General features: G+C 36.2%; 17 protein-coding genes and 2 tRNA genes. 17 read left to right on the top strand and 2 right to left on the bottom strand.

Annotated elements, in window-relative coordinates; genetic code table 11:
• The first annotated feature begins 40 nt into the window (after window positions 1–40).
• From BMY85_RS07560 to BMY85_RS07580, 5 genes are all read left to right on the top strand, one after another.
• Window positions 41–985: an alpha/beta hydrolase gene (locus BMY85_RS07560; protein WP_092477669.1), complete on the top strand. Its 945-nt coding sequence runs from the start codon at window positions 41–43 to the stop codon at window positions 983–985.
• Window positions 986–1472: 487 nt separating this feature from the next.
• A complete protein-coding gene (infC, locus tag BMY85_RS07565) occupies window positions 1473–1967 on the top strand; it encodes a translation initiation factor IF-3 (RefSeq protein ID WP_092477670.1) in 495 nt (164 codons plus the stop codon).
• A 42-nt stretch (window positions 1968–2009) separates the two neighbouring features.
• The gene (rpmI, locus tag BMY85_RS07570) at window positions 2010–2207 is read left to right on the top strand and encodes a 50S ribosomal protein L35 (RefSeq protein WP_092477671.1); all 198 of its coding nucleotides are present in this window, start codon (window positions 2010–2012) and stop codon (window positions 2205–2207) included.
• 28 nt (window positions 2208–2235) lie between these two features.
• Complete coding sequence (gene rplT, locus BMY85_RS07575) at window positions 2236–2592, top strand: 50S ribosomal protein L20 (RefSeq protein ID WP_092477672.1); 357 nt, start codon at window positions 2236–2238, stop codon at window positions 2590–2592.
• Window positions 2593–2674: 82 nt separating this feature from the next.
• Entirely contained in the window at window positions 2675–4057 is a 1383-nt protein-coding gene (locus tag BMY85_RS07580) for an aldehyde dehydrogenase family protein (RefSeq protein WP_242939698.1), read from the top strand.
• Between the two features lie 72 nt (window positions 4058–4129).
• Here the strand turns inward: BMY85_RS07580 and BMY85_RS07585 are convergent, their stop codons facing one another.
• On the bottom strand, window positions 4130–4339 hold the full coding sequence (locus tag BMY85_RS07585) for a hypothetical protein (RefSeq protein WP_092477673.1): 210 nt from the start codon (window positions 4337–4339) through the stop codon (window positions 4130–4132).
• Between the two features lie 114 nt (window positions 4340–4453).
• Here BMY85_RS07585 and BMY85_RS07590 point away from each other — a divergent pair.
• From BMY85_RS07590 to BMY85_RS07620, 7 genes are all read left to right on the top strand, one after another.
• Window positions 4454–4525: transfer RNA gene (locus tag BMY85_RS07590), tRNA-Asn, on the top strand.
• A 103-nt stretch (window positions 4526–4628) separates the two neighbouring features.
• Window positions 4629–4713, top strand: a tRNA-Leu gene (locus BMY85_RS07595).
• Window positions 4714–4931: 218 nt separating this feature from the next.
• Entirely contained in the window at window positions 4932–5111 is a 180-nt protein-coding gene (locus BMY85_RS07600; protein ID WP_092477674.1) for a hypothetical protein, read from the top strand.
• Between the two features lie 42 nt (window positions 5112–5153).
• The gene (locus BMY85_RS07605) at window positions 5154–5447 is read left to right on the top strand and encodes a polymorphic toxin type 37 domain-containing protein (protein WP_092477675.1); all 294 of its coding nucleotides are present in this window, start codon (window positions 5154–5156) and stop codon (window positions 5445–5447) included.
• A gap of 696 nt (window positions 5448–6143) precedes the next feature.
• On the top strand, window positions 6144–10082 hold the full coding sequence (locus tag BMY85_RS07610; protein WP_092477676.1) for an efflux RND transporter permease subunit: 3939 nt from the start codon (window positions 6144–6146) through the stop codon (window positions 10080–10082).
• A 452-nt stretch (window positions 10083–10534) separates the two neighbouring features.
• The gene (locus BMY85_RS15750; protein WP_207646536.1) at window positions 10535–11125 is read left to right on the top strand and encodes a hypothetical protein; all 591 of its coding nucleotides are present in this window, start codon (window positions 10535–10537) and stop codon (window positions 11123–11125) included.
• 66 nt (window positions 11126–11191) lie between these two features.
• On the top strand, window positions 11192–11641 hold the full coding sequence (locus tag BMY85_RS07620) for a hypothetical protein (protein WP_092477677.1): 450 nt from the start codon (window positions 11192–11194) through the stop codon (window positions 11639–11641).
• Between the two features lie 69 nt (window positions 11642–11710).
• On the opposite strand, the gene BMY85_RS07625 is transcribed toward BMY85_RS07620, so the two are convergent.
• A complete protein-coding gene (locus BMY85_RS07625; protein ID WP_092477678.1) occupies window positions 11711–13486 on the bottom strand; it encodes an alpha/beta hydrolase-fold protein in 1776 nt (591 codons plus the stop codon).
• A gap of 296 nt (window positions 13487–13782) precedes the next feature.
• On the opposite strand from BMY85_RS07625, the gene BMY85_RS07630 reads away from it, so the two are divergent.
• The 5 genes from BMY85_RS07630 (at window position 13783) to BMY85_RS07650 (ending at window position 22506) form a co-directional block, all read left to right on the top strand.
• Entirely contained in the window at window positions 13783–14661 is an 879-nt protein-coding gene (locus BMY85_RS07630) for an NAD(P)/FAD-dependent oxidoreductase (RefSeq protein ID WP_092477679.1), read from the top strand.
• Window positions 14662–15049: 388 nt separating this feature from the next.
• Window positions 15050–17302, top strand: coding sequence for a formate C-acetyltransferase (pflB, locus tag BMY85_RS07635; RefSeq protein WP_092477680.1), 2253 nt, complete (start codon window positions 15050–15052; stop codon window positions 17300–17302).
• Between the two features lie 2 nt (window positions 17303–17304).
• Window positions 17305–18045: a pyruvate formate-lyase-activating protein gene (gene pflA / locus BMY85_RS07640; RefSeq protein WP_092477681.1), complete on the top strand. Its 741-nt coding sequence runs from the start codon at window positions 17305–17307 to the stop codon at window positions 18043–18045.
• Window positions 18046–18222: 177 nt separating this feature from the next.
• A complete protein-coding gene (locus tag BMY85_RS07645) occupies window positions 18223–20469 on the top strand; it encodes an ATP-binding protein (RefSeq protein ID WP_092477682.1) in 2247 nt (748 codons plus the stop codon).
• A 300-nt stretch (window positions 20470–20769) separates the two neighbouring features.
• The gene (locus BMY85_RS07650) at window positions 20770–22506 is read left to right on the top strand and encodes a phage tail sheath family protein (protein WP_092477683.1); all 1737 of its coding nucleotides are present in this window, start codon (window positions 20770–20772) and stop codon (window positions 22504–22506) included.

A 22506-nucleotide genomic window follows, 5' to 3' on the forward strand; every position in this document is an offset into this window, starting at 1 on the left:
AGTTGATGTTTGATTATGGATAAACTAAGGAGGAAAGAATATGCGTGTATCAATTAATAAATACACTAGTGTCATACCTTGTAAAACAAAGGATATAAGTGGACCTTTCAGATTTTTGCTGGATTTATGGGATGGTGCAACAAAAGTGAAACGTGTATATGAAGAGGGGGAATTGAGGGAAACCTTTTTTCAGCCACCAGAAGGGTATACATACCGCCAGTTTATTGCGAACGGGGTAAACATGGAGGAATTAAAATATAATAAGCCAAGTAAAAAAGTCATATTTATGGTTCATGGAGGATCGTTTCTGTATAGAATGTCGGAATCTTTTACTAGAATGATTCCCTTCTATGCAGAAGCAGGAGGAAATGTAACGGTAGTTGCCGTTGATTACAGAGTAGCCCCAGAGGTTTCTTACCGAGAAATGATTGAAGATGTTGTAAAAGGATATGAATGGCTGCTTTTAGAAGGTTATAAACCAGAGGATATTGTAGTTGCCGGAGATTCGTCTGGTGGTGGAACTTCATTAGCATCCATGATTTATTTAAGAGAACATAATTATCCTTTGCCTGCTGGAATTATAACGCTTTCTGCGTGCACCAACATGGGGTGTTCCACCATATCCGTATCAACAAAGTTTGATGTGGATGTTGTATTTGGCCAGTCAGATTTATTAAATCATAATGTAAATAAATTTTTAGGTGATGCAGATTATCGTAATCCGTATGTTTCACCGTTCTATGGAAGCTACCATGACTTCCCGCCGATGCTCATTCAGGTTGGAGGGGATGAAATGCTGCTGGATGATTCAAAGGTAATTGCAAAAAAAGCATATAGTCAAGGGGTAGATGTTACATTTGAAATCTATGAGAAAATGTTTCATGATTTTCAGAACTGTAAAGGAATCCTTTTAGAAGCGGATTATGCATGGAAGCGTATCAGGAAATTTCTGCATCGTATATTCTACAACGAAGTATATAAGTAGTATCTGTATAAAACATGAATAAAAGAATTAGGACGAACTTGATTTTCAGCCTAGCAAGAAGAAAGGCTCTATGTCAAGTGATGGAGTGTGGTTCTCTGAATCATGCTTTATTACTAGGCATAGGACTATTTTATGACTGCTTAGATTCCTGTTTATAATAAAGAAAAAGATAGATATTCAAGGAAATGACGAAATAAGTGATATCAGCAGTAAATTAATATTGACAAATTAATTTGCATTTGCTATAATACATATTGTTGTGTTAATGAAAAGAAAAAGCAGAGTATCCACTCTCACCTTAGCGCATAAGCGACTTGGGTTCCGTTTCGAAATTTAGATGTTTTGTGCATTATAATAGATAGCGAAAAGACGTGGATAGCTTTTGCAGTCCACGTTCTTTTTATGTCCATGGCTTGTTGGATTAACCAGCAATATAGAAACTAAAAATTGAAAAACCTTATGGAGGTGCAGGACCATTAGTGAATTAATGATTAATGAGCAGATTAGGGATAAAGAAGTTCGTTTAGTTGGTGAAGACGGCGAGCAGTTAGGAATCATGTCTGCTAAAGATGCGATGAAAATTGCCAGAGAAGCAAATCTGGACTTAGTAAAAATTGCTCCACAGGCAAAACCACCTGTGTGTAAAGTAATTGATTATGGGAAATACCGTTATGAATTAGCCCGTAAAGAGAAAGAAGCTAAGAAAAAACAGAAAACAATGGATGTGAAAGAAATCCGTCTATCCCCAAACATTGATGAAAATGATCTTAATACTAAAGCAGGTCAGGCAAGAAAGTTCTTATCAAAGGGCGATAAGGTTAAGGTTACACTTCGATTCCGTGGCAGAGAAGTTGCACATATGGGTATGAGCAAACAGATTCTCGACAGGTTCTTCGAAAAAGTAGAAGATGTTGCAGTGGTAGATAAGCCAGCTAAGATGGAAGGCAGAAGTATGATAATGTTTTTAACAGAAAAACGTTAACATAAATTGATAAGTAGTTGGATTCAGATAGGAGGAAACAAAATGCCAAAATTAAAAACAAAAAGAGCAGCTGCAAAGCGCTTTAAAGTAACAGGAACTGGAAAATTGAAAAGAAGCAAAGCTTATAGGAGACATATTTTAACAAAGAAAACTACAAAAAATAAGAGAAACCTTAGAAAAGCAACAACAGTAGATGCTTCAAATGTTAAGACAATGAAGAAAGTATTACCATATCTATAATTTTTGGTGATAAGGAGGGAAATAGAAGATGGCAAGAATTAAAGGCGGTATGAACGCTAAGAAAAAACACAATAGAGTATTAAAACTGGCGAAAGGTTACAGAGGTGCCAGATCAAAACAATATAGAATTGCAAAACAGTCCGTAATGAGAGCTATGGCTGAATCTTTTGCAGGCAGAAAGCAGAGAAAAAGACAGTTCAGACAATTATGGATTGCTCGTATCAATGCTGCTGCTAGAATGAATGGCCTTTCTTACAGCAAATTTATGTATGGTTTAAAATTAGCTGATGTTCAGATCAACAGAAAAATGTTATCAGAAATGGCTATCAGTGATCCAGAAGGATTCGCTTCTTTAGTAGAAGTTGCTAAATCTAAATTAGCTTAATATACGTTAAAGAGAAAGACAATCATATAATGTGGTTGTCTTTTTTTGATAATAATAATGGACAGAGTAAGAGGGAGTTAAAGTGGAAAAAAGGAATCAAGGACTTTTTGAAATGCAGAAAGCGTATTTTCAAAGTGGAAAAACAAAAACAGCAGAGTGGCGAATTGCACAGCTCAAAAAATTGAAACAGATGGTAAAAGAACATGAAGCTGAATTTATGGAATCCATATACAAGGATTTTGGGAAAAGCAATTTTGAGCAGTTTGCAACAGAGATAGGACAATTTTATGAAGAGGTTACTTTGTTTCTTAAAAAAATGAAGAAATGGCTAAAACCAGAAAAACAGCCAATGACAATGGCGTTTTTTCCAAGCAGAGGGAAAATAATTCGGGATCCATACGGAGTGGTATTGTTAATTGCTCCTTTTAACTATCCACTTGGATTAACATTTATGCCTCTTGTAGGTGCAATTGCAGGAGGAAACTGTGCCATGATAAAACCGTCAGAACATACCATGCATTTTTCTAAGCTGCTAAACCAGTTAATCGGTGAATACTTTGAGGCGGGATTTTTGAGTGTCTGTGACCCTTCAGGAGGAAAAGATACAGTAGACGAACTTTTAACTTACCAGTTTGATTATATATTTTTCACTGGCAGTACCACAGTTGGGAAGATTATTATGGAGAGGGCAGCGAAAAATCTGATTCCAGTTACTTTAGAGTTAGGAGGAAAATCGCCATGTATCGTTACGGAACATGCCAATATAAAACAGATAGTAAAACGGATTTCATGGGGAAAAATTCTAAATGCAGGACAGACCTGTGTAGCACCAGATTATGTCTGGGTACACGAAAGCATCCAGGAACACTTTTTAGAAGAACTGAAAAGAGAGATGGAGCAGCAGTATAATACTATTGCAAAAGAAAATGAACATTATTGCAAGATAATTAATGAAGCTTCCTTGAAACGCCTGAATTCTTATATAGAAGAAGGAAATGTTTACTGGGGAGGAAAATGTGATTTTCAGACACGCTGTTTACAGCCTGCGATCTTAACGGATGTTAATTTTCAAATGGATGTAATGAAGGAAGAGATTTTTGGACCTGTTTTGCCTGTTCTGGCTTACCAGAAGCTTGACAGTGTCATAGAACATATGCACAGGAACCCAAATCCGCTAGCCTTGTATGTGTTTACAGAGAACAAAGAGGAAGCACAATATTTGATTCAAAACATCCCTTCAGGTGGTGCAGTGATCAATGATGTAATAATTCATGCAGGTGTGCCAAAGTATCCTTTTGGTGGTGTTGGAGAGAGTGGAGTGGGAATGTATCATGGAATTTACAGTCTGGATACGTTTACTCATAGAAGAACAGTAATTGAACGTATGACATTTACAGAGCTGCCTTTTCGGTTTGCTCCTTATACAGATAGAAAAATGAAGTTTTTCAGAAAGTATTTTCGTTAATTAGAAGATAAAGAAAGGCACCTTATTCGTAATTTGGAGATATGAGCTGCAACGAATAAGGTGCTTTCTTGATTAGGAATGTTTATCTGGTTTTGGGTTATATAAATCGGTTTCTTCTCCAAGAACGGAATTTCCCTTGCTGCTTAAAGGGTTACTTTCCCAATCGAAAAAGGCATTATTATCTGGGTTCTGGCCATTTGGAATAAAATCTTTTGGTACACTGTCAATAGGCCCGTTTTGAACGTTTTTATAGCCTTTTTTGTGTCTTCTCTGCTGATCCATAACATAACCTGCTTTCGTTTTTTTATAGTATCTGTTGTACAAGATAAAATTATTAAAAAAAAATAAAAAAATTACTTGATTTTTTATATAGAGATGGTTATAATATACACATATTCCTCGATAGCTCAATGGTAGAGCACACGGCTGTTAACCGTGGGGTTGTTGGTTCGAGCCCAACTCGGGGAGTTATTTTTTTGCCTGCTGTTATAGGAAGCAGGCAAAATTCCTAGTTGACTTTTTCTTAGGAAAATGATAATATAGTTTTTGCGTGAGAACGCAGAATAGTTGAGCAGTTGTGGCGGAATTGGCAGACGCGCAAGACTAAGGATCTTGTGGCCGGTAAGGCTGTACGGGTTCAAGTCCCGTCAACTGCATGAAAAAGTTTTGGATTGTCTTGACTCGCTTTTAAGTGGGGCAAGGCTTTTTTAATAGTTTGAAAGATGAGAATATAAAGAGATTGATTTGTGCATTCGTTTATGCAAGTGTTCAGGGAAAATCCTAGATGAATTGTTTTGGGAATAAAATAGAGAGTCTATTTATGAGAAAACGTAATATCTTATAAGTAGGCTCTTTTGCTGGGTTCTGATTAAAAGTGAAAGAGTACAATATCGAGTTTCCTTATAGTACAAAAGAAGAATATATAATAAAAGAATATTTTGATGGTGATAAGATTTACAATATGCTTAAGGAAAGATATGAGAAAGAAATTGTAATTTATAAGGCAAAAGATAAAACGTTTGAAGAAGTATATGGAAACCTCAATTTTTTATAAAGTAGTGAGTTCCAAAGAGTTATTTAATTAGGAAGTTAAAAAGTGAATAAAGTAATTAAAAGAATAAGTGTATTTATGATGATAATGATGTTAGCTCTAACAGCTACTACAACAAGTGTATGTGCTAAAAATGGTTTTAATCAAAAGCCTGGTTCTGATGTAGGTTTTAAAGAAGATAAGAAGTCTAATGGACAAAAAGTAAAGGCGCCAGGCGGAAGTGATTATGGATGGAGAGATACAAAAGGAAGAGTTTGGGTGCCAGATGGTAAGATGCATGGCGGACAAGAGTTTACCCAGATGGTTCCCATGATCATGTATATGAAGATGGTAATATAAGAGTACATAAGAGCGAAACAAATAGTGCTTCAAATAACTGGTTATTAGCAATAGCGGCAATATTGCTTCTAGGGGTGACAATTTTAAGTCCTGTACCAGGTGACGAAGTGATTGTTGGTGGAGCTTTACTAGGAATCTAATAAACAGTTGTTGATTAGGGAGTATACTTTAGACTAGGTTTGGGAAATTTTATGTATATAATGGATATATAATAGGGGATTGGTGTACTATTCACTCCGCAATTGCTTATTTAAAATTGCATGAAGATTATAATATTTGTTAAATGAGTCAAGCATGCTAGAGGGAAAGTGAAAAATGATGTGAAAATAGCTGCATTCTCTCTAGTGTATAAAAATATGGAAAGGGTTAGGCTGGCATACAGTGGGAGAAACCTAGGAAATATGCAGGTTACGCTGTTGTCTGGCGATCATTTTCCAATGGGTGAGTGTTGTAATAGAATCAGTAAAAGGTGATTTTAGAAGATGATCGCATATACTGAAGAACAATTTAATAAGTATGATTAAGTAGGCTCTTTTGTTAAATTTTTATTAAATATCAGGGGAAACCTCTTTAACGTCTTGACATCTCTAATTAGTATGATAATATGTAAAAATGTTGAACATTAGGTAATGATAGACAATTTTTTAGTACTACAGAGTTGTTAGGATGGAGGAAAATAAAGGAGGAGAGATTAAGATGACAAAACTGTTTGTCAAAAAGCCGTACTTTATTTTAGTAGCGGTAGTTATTATTTTGACAATTGGCGGCGTCAGTCTTAGCAGGATGCAGACAGATATGCTTCCAGAGCTGGAAATGCCATATCTGGCTGTCATTACTACTGAGATTGGTGCATCACCAGAAAAAGTTGAAAATGACATCACAAGCACTATGGAAAGTTCGTTAGGAACGATTAATGGTGTAGAAAATGTATCAAGTACATCAGCAGACAATTATGGAATGGTAATGCTGGAATTTGCTAAAGATACCAATATGGAGGCCGCTTTGGTCCGTGTATCAAAAGCAGTCAGTACTATGGAACTTCCAGACGGATGTGGAACTCCAAATATTATGGAAATCAGCACCGATATGATTGCGACTATGTATGCCAGCGTAAATTACGAGGGAAAAGACATAAAAGAATTATCGGCTTTCACAGATAAAGTGGTGAAGCCATTTTTAGAAAGGCAGGATGGTGTAGCAAGTGTAGCAGCTAATGGCATGATTCAGGATGCCATTGAAATCCGGCTCAATCAGAAGAAGATCGATAAAGTCAACGATAAAATTCTTTCCAATGCAAACAGTAAGTTAGCAGATGCCGCCAAGAAAATCGAGGATGCAGAGAAGGACTTAAATAAAGGTAAAGATGAGCTAGCCAGACAGGAAAAGGCACTTACTGATAAGCAGAATGAAACCAATAAGCAGTTATCAGAGGCAGCTACCCAGCTGCAGAAAGCGCAGGCTACAAAGATAGCCTATGAATCAAGCTTAAGCAGTTTAAAAGCAAGTGAAACTGCACTGAAGGCAGAAAAGAATGCCTATAAAAAGGCGAAAGCAGAAGAAAATTACAAAGCAATGAATCAGGCATTTGCCCAGTTAAATAAAAATCTTGGTGGCATTGCAGAGCAAAGTGGTGTTGCAATACCTATAGACATAAAAGATGCGGTTAACAATCCTAAGAAATTGTCTGAATTTATAGAGTGGATGAAGCAGATAGGGCAGAAAGAGCAAGCAGCTTCGCTAGATGCAGCTGCCTTGAAAAAGCTGTATCAGATTGTGGAAGTCAGAATTCCTCAGATTGATGCAGAACTTGAAAACTTAAAAATTAAGATTCAGGCAGCACAGGCAGTATTAGATACTGTGAATAAGCAGATGGAAGGACTGGATGAAAAACAGTCCCAGACAACAGAAGCTGGTTATCAGGCAACTGCTGGATTTGGTTCAGGCCAGGCACAGATTGCATCTGGAAAACAGCAGATGGAAAATGCAGAAAAGGAATTAAAGACTGCTAAGGAACAGTTAGAAGATTCTAAGAAAGTTACTTTGGAAAATGCTAATATTGATGCATTATTAAGCATGGAAACTTTATCAGGTTTATTGTCAGCACAAGATTTTGCTATGCCTGCTGGATATATTGAAGATAAAAATGATAACCAGTGGCTGGTAGAAGTTGGGGAACATTTTGAGAATAAAAAACAGATAACCAGTCTTGTACTGACAAAAATTGATGGAGTGGGAAATATTAAGCTGTCCGATGTTGCGGATATCGTTTCTGTAGATAATGCAGGAAAAAGCTATACAAAGGTAAATGGAGAAGATGCCGTTTTATTATCTATTTACAAATCCAGTACTTCCAGTACAAGTACTGTTTCCAAGAAAATTCTTTCCGCTTTTGATATGATGGAAGATAAATACAAAGGACTGGAATTCACTACTATGATGAATCAGGGAGAATACATTTCCAGAATCCTTGATAGTGTATTGCACAGTATTTTATTAGGTGCAATTCTTGCAATTCTTGTCCTTGCATTGTTCTTAAAGGATGTAAAACCTACAGTGGTTGTAGCATTCAGTATTCCGTTCAGTGTACTGTTTGCCCTAATCATTATGTACTTTACAGGTATTAATATTAACGTAATGTCCTTGGCTGGACTTTGTATTGGGATCGGTATGCTTGTAGATAACTCCATTGTAGTAATGGAAAATATCTATCGTTTACGTCACCGCGGAATCCCGGCAGCGAAGGCAGCGGTACAAGGTGCAAAACAGGTAGCGGCACCAATTATTGCGTCTACAATTACAACTATTTGTGTATTCCTGCCTATGGTATATACTTCAGGCATGGTAAGCCAGTTATTAATACCGTTTGCATTTACTATTTCATATGCCTTAATTGCTTCCTTGTTGATAGCTCTTTTGGTAGTGCCTACTATGGGCTCCATACTGCTAAAGAATACAAAAGAGCAGAAGCATAGAATTTTCGACGTGTTACAGGAAGTGTACGGAAAAGCATTGGCATTCTGCTTAAGATTTAAAGTGGTTCCATTGGCAATCGCTATCGGGCTATTTGTGTTAAGTATCCTTCAGACTTCTAAGACTGGTTTAGTTATGATGGATGAAATGGATAGTAATCAGATCTCTGTATCTTTAACATTAGATGAAGATACGAAACGTGAAGATGCTTATAAGACTGCAGATAAAGTAATGTCTGCAATTCTAGAGGTAAAGGGAATTGCAAAAGTCGGTGCTATGGATGGCAATGGTGGTGCTATGAGCAGTATTATGGGTTCAGCTGCATCTGATAACTATACAATGTTCTCATTTAATGTGCTAACCGATGATAATATTAAAACGGTAAAACAGTTCCGTAAAATTAAGAAAGACATGGAAAACAAGACAAAAGATATTGCTTGTAAAAAGCTTACGGTATCTACTTCTGCTATGGGAGATATGTCTGCCTTAACAGGAAATGGATTGACGGTTAATGTTTATGGCCAAAAGCAGGAAGAGTTAATTAAAATCAGCCAGGATATTATGGATATGATGAAGGAAATCAAAGGAATAGAAAATACTTCTAATGGTCTGGATGAGAACAGCAGACTGATTCATATTCAGATTGATAAAAATAAAGCGGCAGCTAAAAACTTAACAGTTGCACAGATTTATCAGGAAATTGCTAAAAGAGCTACAACCGATAAAACAGCATTAACTTTAAGTATTAATAGTACAGATGTAGATGTAAACATTGTGAATAAATTAGAGCCTGTCACTTATGAAAATATTTTAGATATGCCGATTGAGGTAAAAACGAAAGATAATGAAGGTAAAGATGTAACAAAGACTTATAAATTATCCCAGTTTGCGAAAAAAACGGATGGCTATAGTTTAGACAGCATTACAAGAGAGAACCAGACCAGATATTTAGCGGTTACTGGTGAGACAAAAGAAGGGGAAAACACAACCCTGCTATCTAGAAAACTTCAGAAGAAATTAGATTCTTATAAAGCACCTGAAGGTTATACAGTAGAAATTGAAGGTGAAGTAACTCAGGTTATGGAAATGGTAAAACAGATGACAGAGGCGTTAGCACTTGGATTCCTATTGATTTACCTGGTAATGGTAGCTCAGTTCCAGAGTCTGTTATCACCATTTATCATTATTTTCACCGTGCCATTGGCATTTACAGGTGGTGTAATTGGACTAAAGATGTTTGGCCAGTCTATTTCTGCAATGGCATTAATGGGATTTATGATTCTGATGGGAACGGTAGTGAATAATGGTATCGTATTCGTTGATTATGCCAACCAGTTACGTCTTAAAGGGGTGGATAAGCATACCGCTTTGATTGCTACAGGTAAGACTCGTATGAGGCCGATTCTTATGACAGCACTTACAACGATTCTGTCTATGAGTGTTATGGTATTCTCACAGGATGCTGGAAATGCAATGCAGAAAGGTATGGCGATTGTGGTTAGTGTCGGTTTGCTGTATTCCACATTTATGACATTGTTTATCATTCCAGTTATGTATGATATTTTGTTCCGTAGAGAACCGAAAGTAATTGATGTAGGTGACTTGGAAGAAGCTCCAGATGAGGCAGAAGAACTGCTGGAAATGATGCAGGCAAAGAATCAGTAACATTTGTTTTATATATAGTTAGGAATAAGAAATGCTCCCATCTAAAGAAGAGTGAAAATAAGCAGGTTTGGATGGGGGCGTTTTTGCAAATTATGAGGACAAGAGGAGGAAACATAAGTAATTGATAGAAGAATGTACAATTAGAGGTTTTGTGGAGCATATATATAAATTACTAGGAAAATTGTTAATAATTAGTTTGTAAAATAACAAATTAATAAAATAATATTGATATACATAATGTATAATGTTACAATAAAAAATGGAAATTTAAGTTAATGAATACTATGAAAAATATGAGAAAAATTATTTGTGTACTAATGAGTTTAGTAATTGTTATTAATCCAATAATGTGCATTAATGCAAGTGATGTGCTACCATATTATAGCATAAGAAAGTAAGCAAATATTATTGAGAAAGAATTAAATTCAAAAGGAACAGATGTATTAACAGAGTTGGAGCAACTAAAACTTGAATACACTGATTTGAAAGTTAATGCTTCATCAGTTGAGAAGAAAGAAGAAATACAAAAGTTAATAGATTCTGTTGATGGAATAATTTATGAATACTCTAAAGAGAATAGTCGTGTTTCTTTATTGAGTATATCAGCAGCAGATGTAATTTATACAGAGCCAATAGCAATAGTTTTAGCTTATTTTAAAAAATGTGGATATAAACTGGCAGCAGAATTGTTAGCACATTCATATGGTAATCAAAAGAAATATTCTTTCTATTGTCCACAATACGGTGCTCGTGTTAAAATGTCAGCTGTATTTAAGTCAATTGCTAAAGGAAATTCTACAGTTGGAAGCGATTCATTTCCAAACAGCGGTACAACAGTAGACAAAGATTTGTATTATGCTATTCATAGATTTAAGTATGCAAAAAGTTCATCTACTTCTACAGCAGTACATATTACAGATTTATATGACTATGACGATGATAATTATACTAGTATAGCAGGAATAGCAGTTAGTATAATGAGTGATGCTGAAGATGCAGGAGTTCTTGTACCATATTATACTCAGATAGTAGAAAGCTTATAATACCAGATTAATAAAGTAAAGAAGTCGATTAGCGTGTTTATTTTAAGACATAGAGGAGATATGTAAATGAGGAATCATAAGAAAATTAGTAAAGTGGCTTTTATTATATTGCTTTTGATGATATTAGCAGCTGGAGGAGTTTTTTTTACGCTGTCCTATTATAATTCCAATGTAAGGCTGATAGAAAAACGTTGGAATATAGCATTTCCTAAAAATATAACGGAAACATATGCAAAAAAGACAAAAGATAACTGGTTTGGGGAGTCAGAACGTTACGTTGTATACCATGTACCTAAGATAGGTGATATTCTTAATGAGGAGTATTCAGTAGAAAAAGATCTGGAAATAGAAAAAAGCATGAATGAAATATTAAGCGTGCTTGAAGTGGAAAGTAATAAGAAACCAGATTTTAATGAGCATTATGCATGGAGAAAATACGAAAAAGGTGATGACAAATTATATATGCTCTATTTTGAAAGCACCCAGACGCTTTATATCGTGGAAAGTATATTCTGAATTTTATAATAAAGGCCTCCTTAACGAAATCGAAATTGTTTCGTTAAGGAGGCCTTTAAAGATTTTATATTAACTGAATGTATAATTAGAAGGAGCACTCTTATCAGAACCGTCTGCTACGAATCCGATAGATACAGAAGCACCAGGAGCAAGTGACGCACTCCAGGATGGGCTCTTGATAGTTACTTTAGAACCACTTTGTCCAACTAATTCTGCACCCCAAAGGCTAGCGATTTTGCTGTTGATGCTGCATGTTAAAGTCCAGCCATTGTAAGTTTTGTCAGATTTATTTGTAACGATAAGTTCGCCTTGGAAACCACTTCCCCAGTCGCCTGTTACTTTGTAGTCATAAGTAATTCCTGTAGAAGCAGCAGGAGCTTGGGAAACAACAGGAGCCTGAGATACAACTGGTGCCTGAGATACAACAGGAGCTTGGGAGACAACAGGAGCCTGAGAAGCAGGAGCTGCATTTACCGCTTCAAATACCCATTGCTGATTTTTCTCACCAGTATAACTCCACTGGCAGATATTTGTACCGTCAGTTGTACCATGATTATAAGCATCAAGTGCTTTGCTTCCGGAACTGCAGTTGGTTACGATTGTGTAAACATTGGCAGCTGAAGTTTTTTTCACAATGAATTTCTGGGCATTGCCACCGTAAGCATCATAAATCTGAGCATTTGCACCATCTTTATCTTCGCCATTGGCGATGTCAAGCATGAAGTTGCCAAGACCATTTGTTAAAGTGATTGTTCCATCGCTGTTGTTTGTTACGAGCCATTTCTGGCCAGCAGCACCAGAACCAGAACCTAATTCAACATTTTGAACAGCACTGCCTTTGTTATCTTTTACTTGTAAGTATTTCTGAGCATTTACATTTTTGATGTAATACCAGCCGTCTGAAATACTTGCAGTAGCAGGAGTTGCAGCAGGAGCTTGGGAAACGGATGGAGCCTGAGACTGTGTTGGGTTAGAAGTAGATCCTGAAGTATATCCAACGTCTTCTAACATCTGAAGGAAGTTCCATAAACTTGGATTCCATACAGTCCAGTCATGTCCTCTTCCTGGATATGTCTGATAAACATGGTTAATTCCTCTTTGGGTGCAGAAGTTATGTACATTTGCACCGAAACTGATTAAACTGTCAGTTGTTCCACAGGAAATGTAGAATAATTTTAATTTCTGTTTTGCAGCAGCACCACCATCTGGGAATAAAACATTAGTAGATTTGGTATTAGGAGCAGCTGAGAAGGAACCAACATATGCAAAAGTATCAAGGTTTGTTAAACCGATGTTGAAGGTTTGTCCACCACCCATGGATAAACCTGCGATTGCACGATGTGTACGATCCGCATAGGTTGAATAGTGGCTGTCAACATAAGGAATTAAGGAACCAATAAGGTCTTTTGTATAGTTTTCCCAGCCATCGCCAACACCGTTGCCAGATGCATTACCATTAGGCATGACAATGATACTTGGCTTGATTTTGCCAGAAGCGATTAAGTTGTCTGCGATTTTTTCAGTAGTACCACCTGATTTGGTCCATTCATCTTCATTTCCACCAATACCATGATGTAAGTAAAGAACACTGTATTTCTGGCTTGGTGAATAGTTTGGAGGCAAATAGATTTTTGCTCGTCTGTTGCTGTTGGTTGCTTTTGAGAAGTATGTAAAATAAGACATAGTTCCGTGTGCAATGTTGTTTTTCTGATAATCAAAACCATTTGCAGGAATGCTTACCTGATAAGCAGCATTTACTTCAAGTGGTTTTACAATAGCACCTGCAAATATTAATGATGATGCTGTCATAAGTGCAAGAATCTGTTTTGTAATTCTTTTTCTCATAAAAATATCCTCTCCTTTTTAGATATGATATAGATATTATACCTAAAAGAAACCAATTAGGTAATAGATCATTGTGCTGAATTACTAACGGATCATATGTGCTTATTGCCTTTACAAATAGATAATGTTATGTTAGTTTTTAATAAATTGTCTGTGAAAATATGTAAGGGAAAAATAGAAGAATAATATAAAATGATTTTGGAAAACTATTCAAAGAGAGAATTGACAAATATTTATACCTTATGTGAAAATAAAAAGAAAATAAAAAGATTAGGCAGGGACAGGAGGAAAAGAGATTGGAACGAGTAGATATTGCAATCATAGGAAGTGGTGTTGCAGGCATATCCGCTGCAATTAATGCAAAAATCCGAAAGAAAAGCATTGTAGTATTCGGTCAGCCTGATATGAGTGCGAAATTGACAAAAGCTCATGAAATTAATAATTATCTTGGTTTTTACCAGAAAACAGGAGAAGAATTAAAGAATACATTCTTAGAACATGCAAAAGCAATGGACATTGAGATTACCAATAAAAGGGTAACCAATATTTATGATATGGGTGGTTATTATTCTATATTGGCAAACAATGAAATTTACGAGGCAGTTACGGTTATTTTAGCAACCGGTGTCAGCTTTGGAAAACCTTTTCAAGGGGAAGAAGAGTTCCTTGGAAAAGGGGTGAGTTTCTGTGCAACTTGTGATGCACCTCTTTACAAAGGAAAAGATGTTGTAATTATTGCGTATAACAAGCATGAGGAAGCAGAAGCTGACTTTGTTGCAGATATCGCTTCGAAGGTAACCTATATTCCGATGTATAAAGAAGAGGTTGAAGTGAAAGAAGGTATCAATGTTGTGCGAGATACGCCAGTAGAAATTGCGGGAACAAAAACGGTAGAAAAACTCATATTAAAGAATCAGGAAATAGAAACATCTGCAGTATTTATTTTAAGAGACAGCGTATCTCCAGGACAGCTTGTTCCAGGACTTAAACTGGATAAAAACCATGTAGCAGTGGACATTCATATGAAAACCAGTCTGCCAGGATGCTTCGCAGCAGGGGACATTGCTGGAACTCCATATCAATATATAAAAGCAGCAGGACAAGGAAATATTGCGGCATTATCAGCAGTTGGATACATTGATGAAATGAACAGGAAGAAAAAAACGAAAGCCTAGAACCCAAAGCCCTCATTGGAAGAAATTCCAAACGAGGGCTTTTTGAATAAATATACATAAAAATGTAATTTTATTTTAAAATCATAAAAAGTAAAAATATGGATGTTGAGGTGTTTTATTTTTCTGCTTCAAAGTGTGTTTTTCTTACATTTTAAATTCCAATTTTGTCTAAAACTTAACTTAATTATGGAATAAATTGGAATAGACAAAATTTTAAATGTAGAAAATAAATCAGAAATTGTATTTTATAAAGTACATAGCCCAAAATGAGAAAAAAAATCAAAAAACAGATTGATTTATTTTTAACAAAGCCTTATAATACATTACGAAACACAGATTGTAAATATTAACTTAGATATGAAAGACAGTATTAACAAGGAGGATTATAATGTTTAACAAGGAACAATGGAACGGCTTCCAAGGAAGAAAATGGAAAGAAGAAATTGACGTAAGAGACTTTATTCAAAAGAACTATGAACCATATGGAGGTGATTCCACATTTCTTGCTGACCCAACAGATGCAACAGATAAATTGTGGGGAGCACTACAGAAACTTCAGAAAGAAGAAAGAGCAAAAGGTGGAGTGTTAGATATGGATACTGATGTCGTATCTTCACTTACTTCACATAAAGCAGGTTATATTAATGAAGAATTAAAAGATTTAGAACAAATCGTAGGTCTTCAGACTGACAAGCCATTGAAAAGAGCTTTTATGCCATTTGGTGGTATTGCAATGGCAGAACAATCCTGTAAAATGTATGGTTATGAGCCAAGTCCTGAGCTGCATAAAGTATTTACACAATATCACAAAACACACAATCAAGGCGTATTTGATGCTTACACACCAGAAATGAAATTAGCTCGTCATAACAAAATTATTACAGGCCTTCCAGATACTTATGGACGTGGACGTATTGTAGGTGACTATCGTCGTGTAGCTTTATACGGTATTGATTTATTAATAGAAGAAAAAGAAAAAGATTTTGCTAACTGCGGATGTGGTGTTATGACAGACGATATTATTCGTCAGCGTGAAGAATTAAGAGACCAGATCAATGCATTAAAGGGCATGAAAGAAATGGCTAAAATCTATGGTTATGACATTTCCGAACCAGCTAAAACAGCAAAAGAAGCTGTTCAGTGGCTATACTTCGGATATTTAGCAGCGATTAAAACTCAGAATGGTGCTGCTATGAGTGTTGGCCGTGTATCTACCTTCCTTGATATTTATTTCCAGAGAGATTTAAAAGCTGGCATTATTACAGAGACAGAAGCTCAGGAAATCATTGACCACTTTACAATGAAATTAAGAATGGTTAAATTCGCAAGAATTGAATCTTACAACCAGTTATTTACAGGAGATCCAGTATGGGCTACTCTTGAAGTTGGTGGTATTGGCATGGACGGACGTTCTATGGTTACTAAGACGGATTACCGTTTCTTACACACATTAGAAAACATGGGACCTTCACCAGAACCAAACTTAACCGTATTATTCTCTTCTTCATTGCCAGCACAGTTCAAACAATATGCTGCTAAGATTTCTATCACAACATCTTCTATCCAGTACGAAAATGATGATGTTATGAAACCAGTATGGGGTGACGATTACTCAATCTGCTGTTGTGTATCTGCTACTCAGACAGGGAAAGAAATGCAGTTCTTCGGAGCTAGAGCAAACTTAGCGAAATGTTTATTATACGCTATCAACGGTGGTATGGATGAAAAGAACAAAGTTCAAGTAGGTCCTAACTATGCACCAATCACAAGCGAATATTTAGACTATGATGAAGTAATGGCTAAATATGATGTTATGATGGAATGGCTAGCAGGTTTATATGTAAACGTATTAAACTTAATCCAGTACATGCATGATAAATATTACTATGAAGCAGCAGAATTAGCTTTAATAGATACAGATGTACGTCGTACATTTGCTACAGGTATTGCAGGATTCTCTCATGTAGTTGACTCCTTAAGTGCTATCAAATATGCTAAAGTTAAAACAGTTCGTGATGAAACTGGTTTAGTTATCGACTACGAAATCGAAGGAGACTTCCCAAGATACGGTAACGATGATGACAGAGCGGATGAAATTGCAGTATGGTTGTTAAAGACTTTCTTAGACAAATTAAAGAAACGTCACACATACAGAAATTCTGAACCAACAACATCTATCTTAACAATTACATCTAACTTAGTATATGGGAAAGCTACTGGAGCATTACCAGATGGCAGAAAAGCTGGTGAACCTTTGTCACCAGGTGCTAACCCAAGTTACGGTGCAGAACAGAACGGTTTATTAGCATCACTTAACTCTGTTGCTAAATTGCCATATGCGTGGGCATTAGATGGTATTTCTAATACTCAGACAATTAACCCGGATGCGATTGGACATGATGAAGCGGAAAGAGTTGCAAATCTTGTTCAGGTACTGGATGGTTATTTTGATCAGGGTGCTCATCACTTGAATGTAAATGTATTTGGTAAAGAAAAACTTATTGATGCTATGGAACATCCAGAAAAAGAAGAATATGCGAACTTCACAATCCGTGTATCTGGTTATGCTGTTAAATTCATTGATTTAACAAGAGAACAGCAGTTAGATGTTATTGCCAGAACTTGCCACGAAGTATTATAATTATGGTTACGGGCAAAGTTCATTCATTTGAAACATTTGGTGCTGTAGATGGCCCTGGAATACGCTTTGTCGTATTCCTTAAGGGCTGTGCTATGCGATGTAAATATTGCCATAATCCTGATACGTGGAAAGCAGAAGGTGCACAGGAATTTAGCGCGCAGGAATTACTGGACAAGGCACTCCGCTACAAAACATATTGGAAAAATAATGGTGGTATTACAGTAAGTGGGGGAGAAGCATTACTGCAGATTGATTTTTTAATTGAATTCTTCCAGCTTGCAAAAGCAGCAGGTGTTCATACAGCTTTAGATACATCAGGACAGCCGTTTTCTATGGATGCGTCCTATTTGGAAAAGTTTAACCAGCTTATGGAGGTTACGGATTTATTTATTCTGGATATTAAACACATGGACCAGAAAGTCCATGAAGAATTAACAGGGCATACAAACCAAAACATCTTAGAACTGGCGAAATACCTATCCGAGCACAAGAAAGATATGTGGATCCGGCACGTTTTTGTGCCAGGTCTTACAGATAAAGAAGAAGATCTTATTAAGCTTAAGGAATTTGTAAGTACCCTTGAATCAGTAAAACGTTTTGAGGTTCTGCCTTATCATACATTTGGCATATTTAAATGGGAAAAGCTCGGAATGGATTATTCTTTAAAGGATGTCAAGACACCAGCAAAAGAAGAAATAGATTGGGCAAACAAAATTCTTGAGACACAAAATTTCTCCAAATAATAACAATAACAACAATATAATAATAACTGACAGGATGACACGAGGCATAATAGTGACTTGCGAATAAAGGAGACCAGAATGAGAAATCATTTTGGTCTTTTTTATATATTTGTAGGTAGTTTAGGAGTATAATATAGGAAAGAATAATAAATTGCGAAAGACAGGATAGGTGATAAGATGCAATTAGAGGAATTATACGATGTCTTCTTTCAAAAGGAAAAAGAACAGGAACCATATGGAGATGAAGAAGAATTTAATTTAGATATGTTACGATTTCTTGATTTAATTCTAACCATAGGCTGTTCATTAAAATATTTGGATGGGGAAGGAGAACCACCACTAGAGATAGAAAATGCACATTTAAGGGGAGTTGCCATTACAGGAAAGGAAGTAGTGGCTTCGTTATATGATAATAGCATAGAAAGGGAAGAAGAATTGCCTTTTGATGAAATAAAGGAAATACTATTATCTGCTATCGCTACCATAAGAAACAGAATAGAAAAAACGGAGGAGAAACAAAAAATTGTTTTAAGGATGAAGCTGTTAGGAGATAAAATGGCACTGTCGGATTTTGAACGATTTATGGTTCTTTTAGGATGGGCTAATTATATGGATATAAAATATGAACTTATTTATTCCTATCTTCAAGGGGATGTCCGGATGAAACAGCCATCATTGAGACTAGCGGTATCCTTATATGAACTTTTTCAAAAAATACAGCAGCAGGAGGTTGCAAAACTTACATTTGCACAGAGTCCTGTTTTTTCTGTGATTTTACAACGAAAAGAGCTGTATGACAATATACAGCTTGGAGAAACTTTTACACTTTCACCAAGAGTTTTTGACTGGCTTGCTGGGAATAGTCATTTAAGTGACATGTTAAGAAAAAGTGTTATAGAAGTCTCGGATTATTTTTCTGTTAAACAAAGCGATGGCAATTATCTAATGCCAATCTATGAGAAGGAATATAATCAGATAAAAAATATACTATGCTACATAAGAAAGGAAAAAGAAGAGCGGTGCCAGATACTGAATATCTATGGTCCAGAAGGAAATGGAAAAAAGTTTTTTGTAGATAGAGCCCTAAGAGAATTGGAAATTTCAGGACTTTTTGTTGATGTACAAGTGATAGTGGCTCAGTTTGATATCTATCAATATATGGAAGGTTTCTATCAGGAGTGTATGTTAGCGGATCGGCTGCCTTGCTTTGTATATCGCAATATAGCTCATGAAGAAGAGGAAAAAAGAGAAAATATTTTAGATAAGATATACCAGATAATTGATTTATGTAAAAGAAAATTTCCACTTGTTATATGGATATCAGAAGAGAAGGCAGAATATTTTCTGGGGCAGGAATTCAGGTATATGAGTGTGAAAATGGACAATCTTTCATTAAAAGAAAGATATTTGGTATGGTGTGAGTTTGCAAAACAATATAAAATTAGCCAAGAGGTAGACTTGAATTTACTAGCAAACCAATTTTCCCTAAGCGTAAGAGGAATTAAGGACACTCTTTGGAATGCAGAATTGCTTCGGGTAAGTGAGGATCGGCAAGAAATTACAATTGAGGCAATTAGAAGTGCAGTAAAACAGCAGTCGGTAAGTAAGCTGGGCCAGTGTGCTACGTTAATTCCTGCCACTTATACTTGGGATGATCTGGTCATATCACAGGAGCAGAAAACACAGCTTGAGTTAATTTGCAATCAGGTTAAATACAAGAGCATAGTAGGGGAGGAATGGGGATTTTTTAACAAAACTGCATATGGACGAGGAGTCTGTGCCCTGTTTTATGGGGCACCAGGAACTGGTAAAACAATGGCAGTTCAGGTAATAGCCAATGAGTTAGGTCTTAGTCTGTATCGCATAGACTTATCACAGCTTATAAGCAAATATGTAGGAGAGACAGAAAAAAATATTTCCAAAGTTTTTGAACGAGCCAAAGGAATTAATGCATTGCTATTTTTTGATGAAGCAGATTCTCTCTTTGCAAAACGTCTGGATGTGAAAGACTCTATGGATCGAAGTGCCAATGCCCAGACTGCACATTTGCTTCAGCAGATGGAAGATTATGATGGAATTACTATATTGGCAACCAATTTAGCCATGAATTTAGATGATGCATTTAAGAGAAGAATTAAGTTTATGATTAAATTCACCTATCCTGCCAAAGAAGTACGAATGCAGCTTTGGCAGACAATTTTGCCAAAACAAGTACCATGTGAAGAAGAGCTGGATTTGGCTTTTTTTGCTGAAACATTTGAACTATCAGGAAGCAGTATCAAGGAAATTCTTACGATTGCAGCTTTTATGGCAGCTTCTAAGCAGCGTAAGCTGTCTAATAAGGATATTGTAGAGGCAGTAAAACTAAATTATGCAAAGTATGGAAAAACATTATCCGACGAAGATTTTAGTTATTTAGTCTAACAAAAAATTTTCTGACATATTTTAAACAAATTTCAACAAAAATGTATGAAAATAACTTGTTAATTTTTTTCTTTTCATTTAAAATTGTACATGTAATGTTGTGGGAAAAAGAGGAGATCTTATAAATAATGAAATTAAAGAAGTAGCAAAAGAGGTGCTGATTGTTGCAATACGGCAGAATATAGGCAGACAGTATTATTTTACATAATATATAATATATAATTTCAAAGAAAGAAGGGAGGAAACTAGAATTCGTATTTAGACAGAGAAAAAGTCAAAATAAGAGGATTCTAGGCGAGTATGGCTGAATATTTATCACCAGGCGTCTACGTAGAAGAATTTGCTTCTGGCGGACAGCCCATGGAAGGAGTAGGTACAAGTACAGCGGGATTTATTGGAATGGCAGAAAGAGGACCAGTAGCAGGTGTTCCGGAGTTAGTAACCAACTTTTCAGAATTTAAAAGAACTTATGGAGGGTACTTGTCCGAGAATGAATTTGGAGAATATCGTTTCTTAGCATATGCAGTTGAAAACTTCTTTGTAAATGGAGGTTCCCGCTGTTTTGTTATGCGTGTTGCACCTGAAGATGCAAAATGCTCCACAGGATTTGTGCCAAGTGAGGATGCTCCAGTGTTAAGCTTTACAGCAAAGAACCCTGGTATGTGGGGAGATGCAATTACCATAACCATGACACAGCAGAACAAAGCGAAAACACAGGTGAAAGAAATTCTTACAGATGGAACAGATTATAAGTATAAAGTAAAAAGCAGTTCAGGATTTTTAGCAGGTGATATTGTTGCTTATGTAAATGAAGATAAAATTGTTTATAACAAAATCGTCAAGAGCCAAGACAACATTATTACATTTGCAGAAGAATTTGATGAGGGGATTGTCGATACGGATCTAGTTCCAGCAAGAGTCATTATGACTTGTGAAATGAGAATAGATGTCAAATTTGAAGATGTAGTGGAAACTTATGAAAATGTATCATTTAACATAGAATCTCCTAATTTTATTACTAAGAAATTAGCAAAATCCAATCTTGTTTCTGTTGCTTATACAGCATCAGAAGAAACCAAAATCCAATCTCCATTTGCGGAAGTTTCTGCATCTGGTGAAGAGGCTCAGGTAGTGGTAAACTTCAAAGGCGGAAGCAACGGCGACGTGTCAAGCGTTAGTGCAGCTGACTTTATAGGCGTGGATAATGGAGCAGGAAAACGTACAGGCATTCAGGCATTTGTAGATAACGATGTGGTATCTCTGATGGCAGTTCCTGGTGTAACCGATCCAAATGTACAGCTTTCTTTAGTAGCACATTGCGAAAATCTGGCAAGCAGATTTGCCGTATTAGATATTCCAAGAACTTCTCAGAAGGTACAGGATGTAATAAACCATCGTGATTTATTTGATAGTAATTATGCAGCATTATATCATCCTTGGCTTACGGTATTTGATCCGTTAGATAAGAAAAATATTGCGATTCCGCCATCAGGTTCTGTACTGGGAATTTATGCAAGAAGTGATAATTCCAGAGGGGTACATAAAGCTCCTGCCAATGAAGTAGTACGTGCCTGCGTTGGTCTTGACTGTCAGTTTAATAAAGGCGAACAGGATATTTTGAATCCTAAGGGAGTAAATCTGATTCGCTCTTTCCCAGGACAGGGAATACGTGTATGGGGTGCAAGAACAGCCTCTAGTGATGGAAGCTGGAAGTACATAAATGTCCGCCGTCTTTTCATTTTTATTGAAGAGTCTATTAAAGCGAATACTAACTGGGCTGTATTTGAACCAAATGATGAAAATCTATGGGATCGTGTTAAACGTACAATTAGCGTATTTTTAAATGGCATGTGGAGAGATGGTGCTTTGGCAGGTGGTTCTCCAGATGAAGCATTCTTTGTAAATGTAGGGCATGATACCATGAGCCAGGATGATATCAATAATGGAAGACTGATTTGTGTCATTGGTGTTGCACCAGTAAAACCAGCTGAATTCGTTATCTTCAGATTAACACAAAAGACAAGCGATTCAGAATAA

Source organism: [Clostridium] polysaccharolyticum (assembly GCF_900111595.1).
In the GTDB taxonomy this organism is placed as follows: domain Bacteria; phylum Bacillota; class Clostridia; order Lachnospirales; family Lachnospiraceae; genus Clostridium_AI; species Clostridium_AI polysaccharolyticum.

Bases quoted from the DNA above. Each gene is read 5' to 3' on its own strand.
- BMY85_RS07560 (WP_092477669.1), top strand. From the start codon at position 41: ATGCGTGTATCAATTAATAAATACACTAGTGTCATACCTTGTAAAACA.
- infC (WP_092477670.1), top strand. From the start codon at position 1,473: ATGATTAATGAGCAGATTAGGGATAAAGAAGTTCGTTTAGTTGGTGAA.
- rpmI (WP_092477671.1), top strand. From the start codon at position 2,010: ATGCCAAAATTAAAAACAAAAAGAGCAGCTGCAAAGCGCTTTAAAGTA.
- rplT (WP_092477672.1), top strand. From the start codon at position 2,236: ATGGCAAGAATTAAAGGCGGTATGAACGCTAAGAAAAAACACAATAGA.
- BMY85_RS07585 (WP_092477673.1), bottom strand. From the start codon at position 4,339: ATGGATCAGCAGAGAAGACACAAAAAAGGCTATAAAAACGTTCAAAAC.
- BMY85_RS07610 (WP_092477676.1), top strand. From the start codon at position 6,144: ATGACAAAACTGTTTGTCAAAAAGCCGTACTTTATTTTAGTAGCGGTA.
- BMY85_RS07620 (WP_092477677.1), top strand. From the start codon at position 11,192: ATGAGGAATCATAAGAAAATTAGTAAAGTGGCTTTTATTATATTGCTT.
- BMY85_RS07625 (WP_092477678.1), bottom strand. From the start codon at position 13,486: ATGAGAAAAAGAATTACAAAACAGATTCTTGCACTTATGACAGCATCA.
- pflB (WP_092477680.1), top strand. From the start codon at position 15,050: ATGTTTAACAAGGAACAATGGAACGGCTTCCAAGGAAGAAAATGGAAA.
- pflA (WP_092477681.1), top strand. From the start codon at position 17,305: ATGGTTACGGGCAAAGTTCATTCATTTGAAACATTTGGTGCTGTAGAT.
- BMY85_RS07645 (WP_092477682.1), top strand. From the start codon at position 18,223: ATGCAATTAGAGGAATTATACGATGTCTTCTTTCAAAAGGAAAAAGAA.
- BMY85_RS07650 (WP_092477683.1), top strand. From the start codon at position 20,770: ATGGCTGAATATTTATCACCAGGCGTCTACGTAGAAGAATTTGCTTCT.